Origin of the sequence: Streptomyces sp. NPDC005402 (assembly GCF_040606575.1) — a bacterium.
Classification (GTDB): Bacteria; Actinomycetota; Actinomycetes; order Streptomycetales; family Streptomycetaceae; genus Streptomyces.
Map to the genome: position 1 here is coordinate 1 of NZ_JBEXFB010000015.1, position 15,384 is coordinate 15,384.

The window sequence follows — 15,384 nt, forward strand, 5'->3', positions numbered from 1 at the left end:
CATACGTGGTGCGGCTGAACAGTTTCATAGTGTTTCGGTGGTCATAGCGTGAGGGAAACGCCCGGTTACATTCCGAACCCGGAAGCTAAGCCTTATAGCGCCGATGGTACTGCAGGGGGGACCCTGTGGGAGAGTAGGACACCGCCGAACAACTTTTGATGAAAAGGCCCACACCTTATGGTGTGGGCCTTTTCGCGTTTGTGGTCTGTCTTTTTCAAGGGGCGCTCTGCGCGCCCCCTTCTTTTTACAGCCGCCCCGCTGCTTTCAACGCCAGATACGCGTCCGCCAGCCTGGGAGCCAGATCGTCCGGCGTGGCGTCGACGACGGTCACTCCATGGCGGCGGAGCTGTTCCGACGTGCGATCGCGTTCCGTCTGGGCCTGGGCGGCGGCTGCGGCCTCGTAGATCGCGTCGGTATTGCCGCGGGCCGTGGCCATGCGGGCGATGTGAGGATCCGCCACTGAGGCCAGAAGTACCGTGTGCCGTTGGGTGAGCTGAGGAAGTACGGGCAGCAGGCCCTCCTCGATGGGCGCGGCGTCGAGGCTGGTCAGCAGCACGATCAGGGAGCGGCGAGGGGCCGTACGCAAGGCTGTGGCGGTGAGACCGCGAGCGTTCGTTTCGACGATTTGGGGCTCGAGGGTGGCCATTGCGTTGACCAGCGAGGGAAGCAAGTCGTTGGCTGTTCGGCCTTGGACCAGGGCGCGTACTCCGCGGTCGTATGCGAGGAGGTCCACGCGGTCGCCGGCGCGGGAGGCGAGGGCGGCCAGGAGCAGGGCCGCGTCCATGGAGGCGTCGAGGCGAGGGGCGTCGCCCACGCGTCCTGCCGAGGTGCGGCCCGTGTCGAGGACCACGAGAATGTGGCGGTCGCGTTCGGGGCGCCAGGTGCGTACGGCGACGGAGGTCTGGCGGGCGGTGGCTCGCCAGTCGATGGAACGAGTGTCGTCGCCGGGGACGTATTCGCGCAGGCTGTCGAATTCCGTGCCTTCGCCGCGGGTGAGGACGCTGGTGCGGCCGTCGAGTTCACGCAGGCGGGCGAGCTTTGAGGGGAGGTGCTTGCGGCTGGTGAACGGGGGCAGGACGCGTACCGTCCAGGGGACTTTGTGTGTGCCCTGGCGGGAGAAGAGGCGGAGGGGGCCGTAGGAGCGAATCGTCACTCGGTCGGCCTGGCGGTCACCGCGGCGGGTGGGGCGTAGGCGAGTGGTGAGGCGTCGGCGTTCGCCGGCCGGGACCGTCAATCGGTGGCGGGACGCTTCCACCTCCGTGCCGGGCAGCCAGCTGCTGGGGGGCCAGGCATCGCGGATGTGGGCGCGGAGCGGGCGGCCGGACGGGTTGGTGACCGTGAGGGTGACGTCGGCCGCCTCGCCCAGGCGGGCGGAGGTGTCGCCGGACCGGGTCAGGCCGAGCCGTCGTACGGGTGCCGCCAGGGCGAAGTCGCAGGCGCAGGCCACTGCCAGGGGGGCATTGACGGCGAGGATGCCCGTCCAGCTGGGTTCCCAGATGCCGATGGGGACGGAGCCCAGGGCTGCGAGGAGTGCGGCGCGTCCGGTGAGGGCCATCAGCGGGGGACCGGTACGTGGGCGAGGATCGCGTTGATGACGGAGTCGGCCGTCACGCCCTCTATCTCGGCCTCCGGGCGCAGTTGTACGCGGTGTCGGAGGGTGGGGAGGGCCAGGGCCTTCACGTCGTCGGGAATGACGTAGTCGCGGCCGGTGAGCCACGCCCACGCGCGCGAGGTGGCCAGGAGGGCCGTGGCGCCGCGCGGGGAGACGCCGAGGGTCAGGGACGGGGACTCGCGGGTGGCACGGCAGATGTCGACGACGTAGGCGGTGATCTCGGGGGAGACCGTGGTCTTGGCGACTGCCGCGCGCGCGGCTTCGAGGTCGGCCGGGCCTGCTACGGGGCGCAGGCCGGCGGCCTTGAGGTCACGAGGGTTGAAGCCCTCGGCGTGGCGGGTGAGGACGTCGATCTCGTCCTGGCGGGAGGGGAGCGGGATCGTCAGTTTGAGGAGGAAACGGTCCAGCTGGGCTTCGGGGAGAGGGTAGGTGCCCTCGTACTCCACCGGGTTCTGGGTCGCGGCGACCAGGAAGGGGTCGGGGAGGAGGCGCGGGGTGCCGTCGACCGTGACCTGGCGCTCCTCCATGGCCTCCAGGAGGGACGACTGGGTCTTGGGCGGGGTGCGGTTGATCTCGTCCGCGAGCAGGAGGTTGGTGAAGACCGGGCCGGGCTGGAAGGAGAACTCGGCGCTGCGGGTGTCGTAGACCAGAGAGCCCGTCACATCGCTCGGCATGAGGTCGGGGGTGAACTGGACGCGCTTGGTGTCGAGTTCGAGTGCAGATGCGAGGGCGCGGACGAGCAACGTTTTGGCGACCCCAGGGACTCCTTCCAGTAGTACGTGTCCGCGGCAGAGGAGGGCGACGACAAGACCGGTCACGGCGGGGTCCTGGCCGACCACGGCTTTGGCGATCTCGGCGCGCAGGGCTTCCAGGGAGGCCCGGGCGGTGTCCGGGGCCTCGGTGGTCCCGGCGTTGTCAGTGGTCGGGTCCATCATGAACGGCGTACCTCTCTTTCGAGGGCGTCGAGTTGGTCGGCTAGGGAGATGAGGGCTGCGTCGTCGCCGGGCGGCGGGCCGAAGAGCAGGGAGTGTGGGGACTGTCCGTCTCCGTCGCTGTGGAGATGGGCGGACAGGGCGGGGAGCAGGGCCTCGGGCGCGTGCGCCTGGGCGACGGGGACGCCTACGAGGGGGGCGAGGCGGGTGCGGGTGGTGGAGCGAAGAGCGGTGGCCGCTCGGTCGCGGGCGTTGGCCTTGCGGTAGAGGCGGGCGCGGCCTTCGACAGTCTCGGAGGCGCGGATCGCCACGGGGAGTTTCTCGGGCACCAGGGGGCCGAGTCGGCGTGCCCTCCACAGGGCGGCGAGCGCTGCCGCGAAGAAGAGCTGAAGTGTGCCCCAGAGCCAGCCCGTTGGGAGCAGGTCGAGGAAGCCCTTTTCCTCGTCCGGGTCGGTGGCGGAGGAGTCGGAGAGCGAAGGGAGGTACCAGACCAGATGGGGGCGGGAGCCGAGGAGTTGGAGGGCGAGCGAGGCGTTGCCCTGCTCGTCGAGGGTGTCGTTGTAGAGGATGTCCGGCGCGCCGAGCACGACGGTGTCGCCGTCCCCGGCGGCTGCCGGGACGCGCACCAGGGTGGGCAGGCGCTCGCTGCGGTAACACTCGTCGTTGCCGGGGTGGGTGACGGTGTAGCGGATGCCGCCGGTGTCGGCCTTGCCCGCGCGCTGGGCCGCCGGCAGACCGCAGTCGGGGGAGAGCGTCGAGTCGAGGCTGGTGGCGGGGTTCGCGACCACGCCCGGCGCCAGCCGCTCCACGGACCAGCTGCCGGGGGCGACGAGGACGGTGCGGCCGTCGGAGTCGGCGGTCGCGGAGCGCAGTTCGCTCTGCTGGCGGTGCGTCAGGAGGTCGGGTACGGCAACCAGGAGGGTGGTGTCGGGGCCGGCCGCGGCGCGTGCCTCGTCCAGCGTGGTGACCACGCGGGTGTCGACGCCTCGGTCGGCGAGGAGTTCGGCGACGGCGCGGCTGCCGTAGGGGTCTGCGGAGCGCGGGTCGAGGCTGCCGTGTCGTTCGGTGGAGCGGATCGCCGCGATCGCCACCGCCGCGACGAGGAGCAGCACGAGGGCGAGTACGACGCCTCGCGCGCGGGTCCACACCTGGCGGGCGGTGGGCGAGGCCGAGGTGGACGGGAGCGTGGCCTCGGTGGTCATTCGGCGGCTCCCCGGCGGGCGTTGTGGTCCGCGCTGTGGCTGCTGCTCGTGCTGTTCGCGAGTACCGGCTTGGTGCGTTCCAGGTCGCGGTCGAGTTCGGCGATGCGGTGGTACGCCTGTTCGGTCGCGGCCCGGCCGCCGTACGTGACGTCGTCGAAGTCCTGCGCCGCGGAGCGCAGCCGGTCCGTGTGGGAGGGCAGGGCATGGCCCGCTTCCGCGGCGGCCTCGTCCGCGGTGCGGCCGGGACGGACGTCGAGGAGTGCGCGTTCCTCCAGGGAACGGACGATCGCGCGCATGCGCTCCTGTAGGGCCTGGTTCCAGTGCTTCTGGGCTGCGTGTGCCTCGGCGGCCGCGCGGTGGTCGGCGGCGCTGCGGGGGCGGTCGTCGAACAGGGCGGCGGAGGAGGCGGGCCCACGGCGCGGGGTGCCCAGGCGCCACCACAGTGCGCCGACGACCAGGACGATCGCGGCGATGACGACGACCAGGCCGAGTGGTCCGCCCGGCGTCGCTGACGAGGCGGCGTTGAACAGCTTGTCGACCCAGTCCCAGAAGGCGTTGAGGGCGCGCTGGAACCAACTGGGGTCGTTCTCGTGGTACATGTGCTTGGACAGCTCGCGGCGGGCCGCCTCCCGCGCGGGGTCGCGCGGGATCGTCAGTGGCGGTTCGTCGGCGGACCGTGCCGGTGACAGCACGGAGGCGTCGACGGCGCGCAGCATGGTGAGCACTCCCCCCGGCAGGTTCACCGCATCAGCTCCCGGGAGTGGGGCCGGTGCTGTAGCCCTGGACGCCGGCCGCGCGGGCCAGTTCGAGGTCGAGGGCCTCGCGGCGGATGCGCTGGTCGATGTAGAGGAGCACGGTGACGCCCGCCGAGATCGGGAAGGTGATCATGGAGCCGATCACCGAGCCGATGCCGCTGATGATGAGGAACGTCCAGCCGAGGTCGCCGGTGCCGTTGACGAAGCCGCCGACACCTTCGCCGCTGAGCGCCGCGGCGAGGAACGTGAAGGGGATGACGACGATCGCCGCGACGATGTTCGCGATGATCCCGGCCAGCATCTGGATGCCGAGGACCCGCCACCAGGAACCGCGGACCAGCTTCGTGGAGCGGCTCATCGACTTCACGATGCTCTGCTTCTCCAGCATCAGCGCGGGCGAGGCCAGGGAAAAGCGGATCATCAGCCACAGCGCGACGACGCCGGTGCCGAGGACGCCCAGGATCACGAGGGCGATACCGCCGCCGTTCGAGCCCGCTGCGGCGACGAGGATGCCGGGCAGTGCGCCGACGGCGAGCACGCCGAAGGTGATGAGCAGCAGCAGGAAGATCAGGCCGAAAAGCTTGGGCACCTGCGGGCGGGCGTCGCGCCAGGCCTCACCTGTGGTGACCGGCCGGCCGAGCACGGCCCGGCTGGTGACGGTCGTCAGCAGCGCGGTCGCGGCGACCGTGCCGATGAGGGAGATCAGGAAGACGACGGTGGAGCCGATCATGGTCTCGCCCAGGGCGTGGAGCAGCTCGTCGGCGCTGGCGCTGGGGTCGTTGAGGGCCTCGGTCCCCGCGCTGTCGTTCAGGACGAGGCCCTGGAGCAGGATGACGAGGACCTCGGTCACGACGGCGACGGTCAGCGAGATGCCGAGGACCGTGCGCCAGTAGGTGCGCATGGTGGAGACCGCGCCGTCGAGGATCTCGCCCACGCCGAGCGGGCGCAGGGGGATCACACCGGGCTTGGCCGCGGGAGGGGGGCCGCCCCAGCCGCCGTAGCCACCGCCCCAGCCGGGGGGAGGGCTGTAGCCTCCGGGCGGGCCGGCGGGCGGCTGGGTTCCCCAGCCCGGGCCGGGTGGTGGGGGCGGCGGGGTCTGGCCGGGAGCGGCGGGGCCGGTGGGGGCGGACCACTGACCGGCCGGCGGCTGCTCCTGGGACCACTTCGAGTCGGCGTCGTGCGGGTTGTCCTCCGGTTGCTGCGCGGGCTTCGCAGTGTCGGGACCGGCGGCGGGACCGGACGTGCCGGGCTCGTGCCCGTCGGACGGGGCGGATCCGGGCGAGGCCCAGCCCGGAGTGTCGTTCATCGTCGCTCCTTCACGGTGCCCGTCCGCGGTCGCGGCGGCAGGTTGGCAGCCATCGTGCCATGGGGTGGTCGGCGAGTGACCAGCCGCGGTATGGGCTGCGCACCTTCAATACTCCGGCGCACAAGGGGCAGACTGACGGCATGGCTGATCAGTACGTGGAATCCGGCGAGGACAGCAAGCCCACCGAGACACCGGCGATCCGCTGGGAGGAGCCACCCGAAGGCCCTGTGCTGGTGCTTCTCGACCAGACGAGGCTGCCGGCCGAGGAGGTCGAACTGGTCTGTACGGACGCGTCCGCGCTGGTGGAGGCGATTCGTTCGCTCGCTGTGCGCGGGGCGCCGTTGCTCGGCATCGCGGGGGCGTACGGGGTCGCGCTCGCCGCCGCGCGCGGGTTCGACGTGGACGAGGCGGCGGCCGTGCTGGCCGGCGCGCGTCCGACCGCGGTGAACCTCGGTGTCGGAGTGCGCAGAGCCGCTGCCGCGTACCGGGCCGAGCTCGGCAAGAGCGGTGACCAGGAGTCGGCGGCCGGGGCGGCGCTGGCGGCGGCGCGCAGGCTGCACCGGGAGGACGCGGCGGCCAGCGCGGCGATGGCCGAGCGGGGGCTGGCGCTGCTGGACGAGCTGCTGCCGGGCGGCGGGCACCGGATTCTGACGCACTGCAACACCGGTTCGCTGGTGTCGGGCGGTGAGGGGACGGCGTTCGCGGTGGCGCTCGCGGCTCACCGGGTGGGGCGGCTGCGGCGGTTGTGGGTGGACGAGACGCGCCCCCTGCTCCAGGGCGCCCGGCTGACGGCGTACGAGGCGGCCCGCAGCGGGATGGCGTACACGTTGCTGACCGACAACGCGGCGGGTTCGCTGTTCGCGGCCGGGGAGGTGGACGCGGTGCTCATCGGGGCCGACCGGATCGCGGCCGACGGCTCGGTGGCGAACAAGGTGGGGAGCTATCCGCTGGCGGTGCTCGCGCGGTATCACCATGTGCCGTTCATCGTGGTGGCGCCGGTGACCACGGTGGATCCGGACACGCCGGACGGGGCGTCGATCGAGGTGGAGCAGCGGGCCGGGCACGAGGTGACCGAGATCGCGGCGCCTCAGGCGCCGGTGGCCGGGGCCGAGGCGGGCGGCGGGATTCCGGTGGCGCCGCTGGGGACGCAGGCGTACAACCCGGCCTTCGACGTGACGCCGCCGGAGCTGGTGACGGCGATTGTCACGGAGGAGGGCGTGGTGTCGCCGGTGACGGCCGAGGCCCTTGCCGAGGTGTGTGCGAGGTCGCGGGAGGTGACGAACAGCTGATCCGGAGGGAGTGGCCGCATTCCGCGGAGATCCGTGGCTTGCAGCCTCGGCCGCGGTCGAGGCAGACAGTGACCGTCCGGTACGACTAAGGTCACTGGTCGGTGAGCTGTCTCACCACTGCCTTCACCACTGTTATGAGAATGGGATGATGTCGTTTATGAAGGGACGAGTCCTTGTCGTCGACGACGACACCGCACTTGCCGAGATGCTGGGCATTGTGCTGCGTGGTGAAGGTTTTGAGCCGTCTTTCGTAGCCGACGGTGACAAGGCGCTGGCCGCGTTCCGTGAGGCCAAGCCGGATCTGGTGCTGCTGGATCTGATGCTGCCCGGGCGGGACGGTATCGAGGTGTGCCGTCTGATCAGGGCGGAGTCCGGGGTGCCGATCGTGATGCTGACGGCCAAGAGCGACACCGTCGATGTCGTCGTGGGCCTGGAGTCCGGTGCCGACGACTACATCGTGAAGCCGTTCAAGCCGAAGGAGCTCGTGGCCCGGATCCGGGCGCGGCTTCGCAGGTCGGAGGAGCCGGCTCCCGAGCAGCTCGCCATCGGTGACCTGGTCATCGACGTGGCCGGCCACTCCGTGAAGCGGGAAGGGCAGTCGATCGCGCTGACGCCGCTGGAGTTCGACCTGCTGGTCGCGCTCGCGCGCAAGCCGTGGCAGGTGTTCACGCGTGAGGTGCTGCTCGAGCAGGTGTGGGGTTACCGCCACGCCGCCGACACCCGGCTCGTCAACGTGCATGTGCAGCGGCTGCGTTCCAAGGTCGAGAAGGACCCGGAGCGGCCCGAGATCGTGGTGACCGTCCGTGGTGTGGGTTACAAGGCAGGGCCCAGCTGACATGTCCGGAGACAGTGCCGCTTCGTCGCCCGGACGGACCGGGGTGGGTGCGGGGCGGCCTGTCGGGCGGACGAAGGCCCGCTCCCGTTGGGGGCGGTTCCTGGAGGGCGGGCTGCTCCAGGGCGGAGTCCAGGGCAGCCCGGTCCTGAGGCTCTTCATGCGCTGGGTGCGCCGGCCGCTGCTGCCCGTGATGCGGCTGTGGCGGCGCAACATCCAGCTCAAGGTCGTCGTCACCACCCTCCTGATGTCGCTCGGCGTGGTCCTTCTGCTGGGCTTCGTCGTCATCGGGCAGGTGCGCAACGGGCTCCTCGACGCCAAGGTGAAGGCATCGCAGAGCCAGGCCACCGGCGGGTTCGCGGTGGCCAAGCAGAAGGCGGAGGAGGCCGACGCCGGGACCGACGACACGGCTCCGGCGGACGGTCGGTCCGACCAGTTCGTCATCGAGTGGATGAGCAACCTCGTCTACTCGCTCTCCAGCGGCGGTCAGGGCGCCTTCGACGTGGTGACCCTGCCCGTGGGCGGCGACAGCGGGAGCGGGCGCGGTCCGCGTGCCTCCGGCGATGTCGACCCGACGGCCAGCGTCCCCGAGGCTCTGCGCGAGAAGATCGACGAGAACACGACGGCCGCTCAGAGCTACACCCGCATCGTCTACGACCCCTACCAGGAACCCCAGCCGGCCCTGGTCATCGGCAAGCAGGTCAACGACCCCAACGGCGACCCGTACCAGCTGTACTACCTCTTCCCGCTCACCCAGGAGGAGAAGTCGCTCAGCCTGGTCAAGGGCACCCTGGCGACCGCCGGGCTCTTCGTCGTCGTACTCCTCGGAGCCATCGCCTGGCTCGTGGTGCGGCAGGTCGTCACGCCGGTACGGATGGCGGCCGGGATCGCCGAGCGGCTGTCCGCCGGGCGGTTGCAGGAGCGGATGAAGGTCACCGGCGAGGACGACATCGCGCGGCTCGGTGAGGCCTTCAACAAGATGGCGCAGAACCTTCAGCTGAAGATCCAGCAGCTGGAGGACCTGTCGCGGATGCAGCGGAGGTTCGTGTCCGACGTGTCGCACGAGCTGCGGACGCCGCTGACGACCGTACGGATGGCCGCCGACGTCATCCATGACGCGCGCGAGGACTTCGATCCGATGACCGCGCGGTCGGCCGAACTGCTCGCCGACCAGCTGGACCGGTTCGAGACGCTGCTCGCGGACCTGCTGGAGATCAGCCGGTTCGACGCGGGGGCGGCGGCGCTGGAGGCCGAGCCGATAGACCTCAGGGAGGTCGTGCGGCGGGTCGTCAGTGGGGCCGAGCCACTGGCCGAGCGCAAGGGCACGACCGTCCGGATCGTGGGCGACCAGCAGCCCGTCGTCGCCGAGGCCGACGCCCGGCGGGTGGAGCGGGTGCTGCGCAATCTCGTCGTCAATGCCGTCGAGCACGGCGAGGGCAGGGACGTCGTGGTCAAGCTGGCATCTGCGGGCGGGGCGGTCGCGATCGCGGTTCGCGACTACGGGGTCGGACTCAAGCCCGGCGAGGCCACTCGCGTCTTCAGCCGCTTCTGGCGGGCCGACCCGGCACGCGCGCGTACCACCGGCGGTACGGGTCTCGGGCTGTCCATCGCCCTGGAGGACGCGCGGCTGCACGGCGGCTGGCTCCAGGCGTGGGGTGAGCCGGGCGGCGGCTCGCAGTTCCGGCTGACCCTGCCCAGGACGGCCGACGAGCCGCTGCGCGGCTCGCCGATACCACTGGAGCCCAAGGATTCGCGGCGCAACCGTGGACTCGATGACGCCGGCCTGCCGCGCGGGGGCGGTGACAAGGCAGCCACCGTGCCGGTCCAGCCGAAGGGCGACCAGGCGACCGCGCGGGACCCGATAGCGCCCCGGGCGGGTGCGACGACCCCCACAGCCGATCCGACGGCGTTGCCAGGCAATGGCGCGCGCGTGGTGCCCCGGCCGACCTCGAGTGCGCGACGGCCGGACGGTGCGTCCGCCGGGGACGCGTCCGGCGACGAGACCGTGAGCCGCCCGGACGCCGGGTCGCAGGAGTCGTACGAACAGCAGGGGGAGGCATTCCGTGGGCGCTGACCGCGAGGCGGGCGCCCGGCGCACGCCGGGGCGCGCGGTGGCGTACGTCGCCTGTGGTGTCGTACTGCTGGCGGGGTGTGCCTCCATGCCGGACAGCGGGGATCTGCGCGGCGTCGACTCCACGCCGCGGCAGGACACGCCGGTGCGGGTCTTCGCGATGCCGCCGCAGGAGGACGCCGAGCCCACGGACATCGTGCAGGGCTTCCTCGAGGCGCTGACCAGCGATGATCCGAACTACGAGACGGCCCGCAAGTACCTGACACCGAGCGTGGCGAAGCAGTGGCAGCCGGGGCTGTCCACCACGGTGCTCGACGACGGTCCCGGTGCCGACGTCGTGCCGCCCGCGGACCGGCAGCAGACCGACGACAAGTCGTTCACGCTGGTCGGCACCAAGGTGGCCGTGGTGGACGCGCAGCAGTCGTACGCGCCGGCCTCGGGGGAGTACCGGGAGACCGTGCACCTCGTGCAGAACAAGAAGACCAAGCAGTGGCGGATCGACAGCCCTCCGCGCGGTGTCGTCATGGGCAAGTCGGACTTCCAGCGAAACTACGTGTCCGTCAACAAGTACTACTTCGCTTCGCACACCAGGGCGGCGACGGCTCCGGAGACCGTGGCGGTCGCCGACCCCGTGTATGTGCGGGAGCGCGTGGACCCCATGACGCAGTTGGTGCGGTCCCTGCTCAGCGGGCCGACGAGCTGGCTCGACCCTGTCGTCAGGACGAGTTTTCCCACCGGTACGGCCCTCAGGAGCGGCGTCTCCTCGCTGACTCCCGACGACCGGAGCACGCTGACGGTGCCGCTCAACAACAAGGCCAGGAACGTCGGTTTGGACCAGTGCAAGGCGATGGCGGCCCAGCTGCTGTTCACCCTGCAGAATCTCACCCCTGCCGTGGATGACGTCGAACTGCAGGCGGGAGGCAAGCAGTTGTGTTCCGCCGCGGAGAGAGACGCCGATGGGGAGGCCACGCGCGGTTCGGTCGAGAGCCCCGAGTTCCTGTACTTCGTCAACGGCGAGCACCGGCTGGTACGGGTCTCGGCCGCGCCGGACGGCAGCGGTACGAAGGCCGAGCCGGTGCCGGTGCCCGGAGCACTGGGCGACGGCGACAAGGCCCTGCGGTCGGTGGCCGTCTCGCGTGACGAGCACACGGCGGCCGGTGTCGGCATCGACGGCAAGGCGCTGTACGTCGGGTCGCTGGTGTCGGGCGGGTCGCTCGGGGAACCGGTGCTGGTCAGCAACGGCAAGACGGCCGACGACCGACTGACCACACCGAGCTGGGACACCGAGGGCGACCTGTGGGTGGCCGACCGGAACCCCGCCGATCCGCGGCTGCTGCTGTTCAAGGAGGGTGCGGGCAAGCCGCTGGAGGTGGAGACTCCCGGCCTGGAGGGGCGTGTCAGGGACCTTCGGGTGGGCGCCGACGGTGTGCGGATCGCGCTCGTCGTGGAGAAGGGCGGCAAACAGTCGCTGTTCATCGGGCGGATCGAGCGGGAGGGCAGGACCGGGGACCCGCAGCGCGTCTCGGTGCGGGAACTGCGCTCCACGACACCGGATCTGGAGGAGGTCACGACCATGTCCTGGGCCGGCGACAGCAGGCTCGTGGTGGTCGGGCGCGAGAAGGGCGGGGTGCAGCAGACGCGGTACGTCCAGGTCGACGGCTCCACTCCGGAGGGGCCGCCGCCGGCCGCGCTCACCGGCGTGAAGGAGATCGCGGCGTCCGAGGACGACGAGATGCCCTTGGTGGCCTACTCGGAGGACGGGATCGTACGGCTGCCGTCCGGGGGGCAGTGGCAGAAGGTGGACGCGGACGGGACGGCGCCGGTCTATCCGGGATGAGGTGACGGGACCGCGCTGTCGGGAGCGGCCGCTTTTGCCGGGGTGAGGCCCTGGTGGGGGTGGCCGCTTTCGTTTCTGGGGCCGGTGGGGGATTCGCGGCCGGGCGGGCTGGATTCGCTGGGTGGGGCGGGGCGGAATCGTCGTACGGGGAGCAGCGGATTCGCGGGCTGTGTTCGGCCGAGCGGTTGGCTGTATAGGGCCCGCATTTGTGGTGGGAACTGTTGTTCGTGTCGGGGCGGGGTTTTCCACAGGAGGTTATCCACAGGGGTGGCCGGTCGGCTTCGGCGTTGGCACAGTGGTGGGCATGCGGGGGTGGTGGCAGGACCTCACCGATCTGGTGCTGCCGGCCGAGTGCGGAGGCTGCGGGACGCCTCGCACGGTGCTCTGTCCGGAGTGCCGTGCCGCCCTGGACGGGGCCGCGCCGAGCCGGGTGCGACCGGTGCCGGAGCCGCCCGGACTGCCGGTCGTGCATGCGGCGGCTCGGTATGCGGACTCGGTACGGGCGGTGTTGCTGGCGCACAAGGAGAGGGGGGTGCTGGGCCTCGCGGGGCCGCTCGGGACGGCCTTGGCGGGGGCTGTGTGGGCGAGCGTGCGGGAGGTGTGTGACCCGGGGGGTGAGGGATCGGCGTCGGGTGGTGGGGCACTGGCCCGAGGCGGGGTGTCACGTGGTGAGGTCCTGGCCGGGAGCGCCGGCTCGCAGTCGGGTGCGTTCGTCGGTGGAGGGTGGGCCGGGGAGGGGATCGGTGTGCCGGTGTTGCTCGTTCCCGTGCCCTCCGCGCGGCGGGCGGTTCGGGCTCGGGGGCATGATCCGGCTCGGCGTATCGCGCTTGCGGCGGCGAGGGAGCTGCGGCGGGCGGGGATGCCGGCGCGGGTGGTTGCCGTACTGCGGCAGCGGCGGGGGGTGGCCGACCAGTCGGGGCTCAACTTCCGCCAGCGGCGGGACAATCTCGCGGGCGCGCTGACCGTGGTTCCCGGTGGCGGTCGGCTCCTGGCCGAGGGCCTGGTCGTGCTGGTCGACGACCTGATGACGACGGGTGCGTCGCTGACCGAGGCGGCGCGGGCCGTCCGGGAGGCGAGGGCTCGGGAGAGGGCGGCTGGGGACAACCCGGCGGCGAGGGCTCGGGAGGACATCGCGCACGGCGATGAACGGATGACCACCGGGCACCGTGATCCACGGCAACAGCACGGAGGAGAGGGCAGCGGTTGTCGGTCGCTGAAGACGGCTGCGTGGCCTGATGATCGATGGCCCGAAGCGGGTACACGGGAGAGGCATCGGCAGCCGGGGGCAGCGGGACGGCCTGTCCGGGGGCAGCGGGGAGCGGAGGCACGTCATGGCGAACGGCGGCAGGACGGGGGCGGGAACCGTGGTGGACGAGTGGTGGGCGGATGCGGCGATGAACCGACGGGTCTCGTGTACACCGCTGCAACTCGGGAAGGCATGAGGGAACGGATGATCGCAGTGACCGAGGAGGGCACGGTCCGGGAGCACTGCTTGGCGACAACGGCGGGCGCCGGTGGCGTTCGTGACGTGATCTGCGCGGCGGTGGTCGCGGCCTCGCCGGAATCTTTCGAAATAAACCGGAACTGACTGTGTAGTTGCATCGTTGCAGGTTACGAGAGGATCAATTCACCTGAACGGAGGTACGCCGCAGTAGAGGGTGACGACATCCGTCCAGGCGAGATATGTTCGGTTGTGAGAGAAAGGCGCAGGCCACACCTCGCAAATCCGAATGCCGTGCCCGCGGGATTTCCACCATCATCCGCGACGGTGGAATGGAGATCTTGCCCGCGGGGGAGGAGGTGGACGTCACCGAGTCCGAGGTTCCGGGGCTCACCGGAGCCGGGTGCAAAAGGGAGATGCTCCGCATCGAGGCGGAGCGATCCGGGAACGGAGTTCTGCGTGGACATCGTCGTCAAGGGCCGCAAGACCGAGGTGCCCGAGCGGTTCCGCAAGCACGTGGCCGAGAAGCTGAAGCTGGAGAAGATCCAGAAGCTCGATGGCAAGGTGATCAGCCTCGACGTCGAGGTGTCCAAGGAGCCGAACCCCCGACAGGCCGACCGTTGTGACCGAGTGGAGATCACGCTCCGCTCCCGCGGTCCGGTGATCCGGGCGGAAGCGGCAGCCAGCGACCCGTACGCGGCACTCGACCTGGCGGCGGAGAAGCTGGACGCCCGGCTGCGCAAGGAGCACGACAAGCGCCACACACGCAGGGGCGCACGACGGCTCACGGCTGCTGAGGTCGCCGACCACGTTCCGGACGCTGCGACGCTCAACGGCGACGGCCGCCCGGTCCACGATGACGAGCCGGACGGCGTGCCCACCAAGAAGATCGGCTCGCTGGAGATCCAGGGTGAAGGCCCCCTCGTGGTCCGTGAGAAGACCCACGTCGCCTCCCCGATGACCCTCGACCAGGCGCTCTACGAGATGGAACTGGTCGGGCACGACTTCTATCTGTTCGTCGACTCCGAGACCAAGGAACCGAGTGTCGTCTACCGGCGGCACGCCTATGACTACGGCGTCATCCACCTGAGCACGGACCCGATGGTCGCCCGGGCGCACTCTCCCGCGGCCGGCGACACGACGGGCAGCTGACCCTCCCGGATGACAGCTGAGCCGGTGCCCCTGGAGCGCGTGTGCGCCCCCAGGGGCACCCGCGTGCGACCACTTCGCGCCCCGCACTGTCACCTCACTGTCGTCCGGGCATGAAATCATGGCCCCACCGGCCCAACCGGTGGGTCGTTGCCTTGCGTTGGCGATGGCGCAGAACCAGCCACAGCCTTCAGGGGGAGGAACGATGGCGGACAGCTTCGGACCGCTGCACGGCGAGCATGCCGGCGACGGTGCCGTCGGCATGGGCGCGGACACGGGCTCTCCACGCAAGGAGCCGATCAGGGTTCTCGTCGTGGACGACCACGCACTCTTCCGGCGCGGACTGGAGATCGTGCTCGCGGCCGAGGAGGACATCCAGGTCGTGGGCGAGGCGGGCGACGGCGCCGAGGCCGTCGACAAGGCCGCCGACCTGCTGCCGGACATCGTTCTGATGGACGTGCGGATGCCCAAGCGAGGCGGGATCGAGGCCTGCACCTCCATCAAGGAAGTCGCACCCAGCGCCAAGATCATCATGTTGACGATCAGCGATGAGGAAGCCGACCTCTACGAAGCGATCAAGGCGGGCGCGACCGGATATCTCCTCAAGGAAATCTCCACGGACGAGGTGGCCACCGCCATTCGCGCGGTGGCCGACGGACAGTCGCAGATCAGCCCGTCCATGGCCTCGAAACTGCTCACCGAGTTCAAGTCGATGATCCAGCGGACGGACGAGCGCCGTCTCGTGCCGGCCCCGCGGCTGACCGACCGTGAGCTGGAAGTCCTCAAGCTCGTCGCCACCGGGATGAACAACCGCGATATCGCGAAGGAGTTGTTCATCTCCGAGAACACCGTGAAGAACCACGTACGCAACATCCTGGAGAAGCTGCAACTGCACTCCAGGATGGAAGCGGTGGTCTACGCGATGCGGGAGAAGATCCTCGAAATCCGCTGACCCGGC

11 protein-coding genes, 1 rRNA gene and 1 pseudogene are annotated in these 15,384 nt (G+C 70.6%); 8 read left to right on the forward strand and 5 right to left on the reverse strand.

All coding sequences use genetic code 11. The annotated features are described in order from the left end of the window. The first annotated feature begins 33 nt into the window (after positions 1-33). Positions 34-150, forward strand: a 5S ribosomal RNA gene (gene rrf, locus ABZT02_RS27095). Between the two features lie 94 nt (positions 151-244). On the opposite strand, the gene ABZT02_RS27100 is transcribed toward rrf, so the two are convergent. Genes ABZT02_RS27100 through ABZT02_RS27120 form a run of 5 tightly spaced genes read right to left on the reverse strand, consistent with a single transcriptional unit; the run spans position 245 to position 5,807 of the window. Beyond that, on the reverse strand, positions 245-1,555 hold the full coding sequence (locus ABZT02_RS27100; RefSeq protein WP_356021683.1) for a DUF58 domain-containing protein: 1,311 nt from the start codon (positions 1,553-1,555) through the stop codon (positions 245-247). Continuing rightward, positions 1,555-2,544: a MoxR family ATPase gene (locus ABZT02_RS27105; RefSeq protein ID WP_356021685.1), complete on the reverse strand. Its 990-nt coding sequence runs from the start codon at positions 2,542-2,544 to the stop codon at positions 1,555-1,557. Before ABZT02_RS27105 ends, ABZT02_RS27100 begins: the two co-directional genes overlap by 1 nt. Beyond that, positions 2,544-3,746, reverse strand: coding sequence for a DUF4350 domain-containing protein (locus tag ABZT02_RS27110; protein WP_356021687.1), 1,203 nt, complete (start codon positions 3,744-3,746; stop codon positions 2,544-2,546). The genes ABZT02_RS27105 and ABZT02_RS27110 overlap by 1 nt, the downstream gene beginning before the upstream one ends. After that, positions 3,743-4,462: a DUF4129 domain-containing protein gene (locus ABZT02_RS27115; RefSeq protein WP_356022085.1), complete on the reverse strand. Its 720-nt coding sequence runs from the start codon at positions 4,460-4,462 to the stop codon at positions 3,743-3,745. Before ABZT02_RS27115 ends, ABZT02_RS27110 begins: the two co-directional genes overlap by 4 nt. Before the next feature lie 31 nt (positions 4,463-4,493). Further along, positions 4,494-5,807, reverse strand: coding sequence for a hypothetical protein (locus ABZT02_RS27120; RefSeq protein WP_356021689.1), 1,314 nt, complete (start codon positions 5,805-5,807; stop codon positions 4,494-4,496). Positions 5,808-5,947: 140 nt separating this feature from the next. On the opposite strand from ABZT02_RS27120, the gene mtnA reads away from it, so the two are divergent. The 7 genes and pseudogenes from mtnA to ABZT02_RS27155 all read left to right on the forward strand — a co-directional run bounded on the left by mtnA (position 5,948) and on the right by ABZT02_RS27155 (position 15,378). Then, positions 5,948-7,096 carry an S-methyl-5-thioribose-1-phosphate isomerase gene (gene mtnA / locus ABZT02_RS27125; RefSeq protein ID WP_356021691.1) on the forward strand — a complete coding sequence of 383 codons (1,149 nt, stop codon included), beginning with the start codon at positions 5,948-5,950 and terminating at the stop codon, positions 7,094-7,096. A 145-nt stretch (positions 7,097-7,241) separates the two neighbouring features. Continuing rightward, a complete protein-coding gene (mtrA, locus tag ABZT02_RS27130; protein WP_187281934.1) occupies positions 7,242-7,931 on the forward strand; it encodes a two-component system response regulator MtrA in 690 nt (229 codons plus the stop codon). Between the two features lies 1 nt (position 7,932). Further along, a complete protein-coding gene (gene mtrB, locus ABZT02_RS27135) occupies positions 7,933-10,002 on the forward strand; it encodes an MtrAB system histidine kinase MtrB (RefSeq protein ID WP_356021693.1) in 2,070 nt (689 codons plus the stop codon). After that, a complete protein-coding gene (locus ABZT02_RS27140) occupies positions 9,992-11,836 on the forward strand; it encodes an LpqB family beta-propeller domain-containing protein (RefSeq protein ID WP_356021695.1) in 1,845 nt (614 codons plus the stop codon). The genes mtrB and ABZT02_RS27140 overlap by 11 nt, the downstream gene beginning before the upstream one ends. 304 nt (positions 11,837-12,140) lie before the next feature. Beyond that, positions 12,141-12,911, forward strand: a pseudogene (locus tag ABZT02_RS27145) (ComF family protein); the annotation flags it as partial. 825 nt (positions 12,912-13,736) lie between these two features. Next, positions 13,737-14,429 carry a ribosome-associated translation inhibitor RaiA gene (gene raiA, locus ABZT02_RS27150; RefSeq protein ID WP_356021698.1) on the forward strand — a complete coding sequence of 231 codons (693 nt, stop codon included), beginning with the start codon at positions 13,737-13,739 and terminating at the stop codon, positions 14,427-14,429. Positions 14,430-14,631: 202 nt separating this feature from the next. Beyond that, positions 14,632-15,378, forward strand: coding sequence for a response regulator transcription factor (locus ABZT02_RS27155; protein ID WP_356021700.1), 747 nt, complete (start codon positions 14,632-14,634; stop codon positions 15,376-15,378). The last annotated feature ends 6 nt before the right edge of the window (positions 15,379-15,384 follow it).

Bases quoted from the DNA above. Each gene is read 5' to 3' on its own strand.
- ABZT02_RS27105 (WP_356021685.1), bottom strand. From the start codon at position 2,544: ATGGACCCGACCACTGACAACGCCGGGACCACCGAGGCCCCGGACACC.
- mtrA (WP_187281934.1), top strand. From the start codon at position 7,242: ATGATGTCGTTTATGAAGGGACGAGTCCTTGTCGTCGACGACGACACC.
- mtrB (WP_356021693.1), top strand. From the start codon at position 7,933: ATGTCCGGAGACAGTGCCGCTTCGTCGCCCGGACGGACCGGGGTGGGT.
- mtnA (WP_356021691.1), top strand. From the start codon at position 5,948: ATGGCTGATCAGTACGTGGAATCCGGCGAGGACAGCAAGCCCACCGAG.
- ABZT02_RS27155 (WP_356021700.1), top strand. From the start codon at position 14,632: ATGGCGGACAGCTTCGGACCGCTGCACGGCGAGCATGCCGGCGACGGT.
- ABZT02_RS27110 (WP_356021687.1), bottom strand. From the start codon at position 3,746: ATGACCACCGAGGCCACGCTCCCGTCCACCTCGGCCTCGCCCACCGCC.
- ABZT02_RS27120 (WP_356021689.1), bottom strand. From the start codon at position 5,807: ATGAACGACACTCCGGGCTGGGCCTCGCCCGGATCCGCCCCGTCCGAC.
- ABZT02_RS27100 (WP_356021683.1), bottom strand. From the start codon at position 1,555: ATGGCCCTCACCGGACGCGCCGCACTCCTCGCAGCCCTGGGCTCCGTC.
- ABZT02_RS27115 (WP_356022085.1), bottom strand. From the start codon at position 4,462: ATGCTGCGCGCCGTCGACGCCTCCGTGCTGTCACCGGCACGGTCCGCC.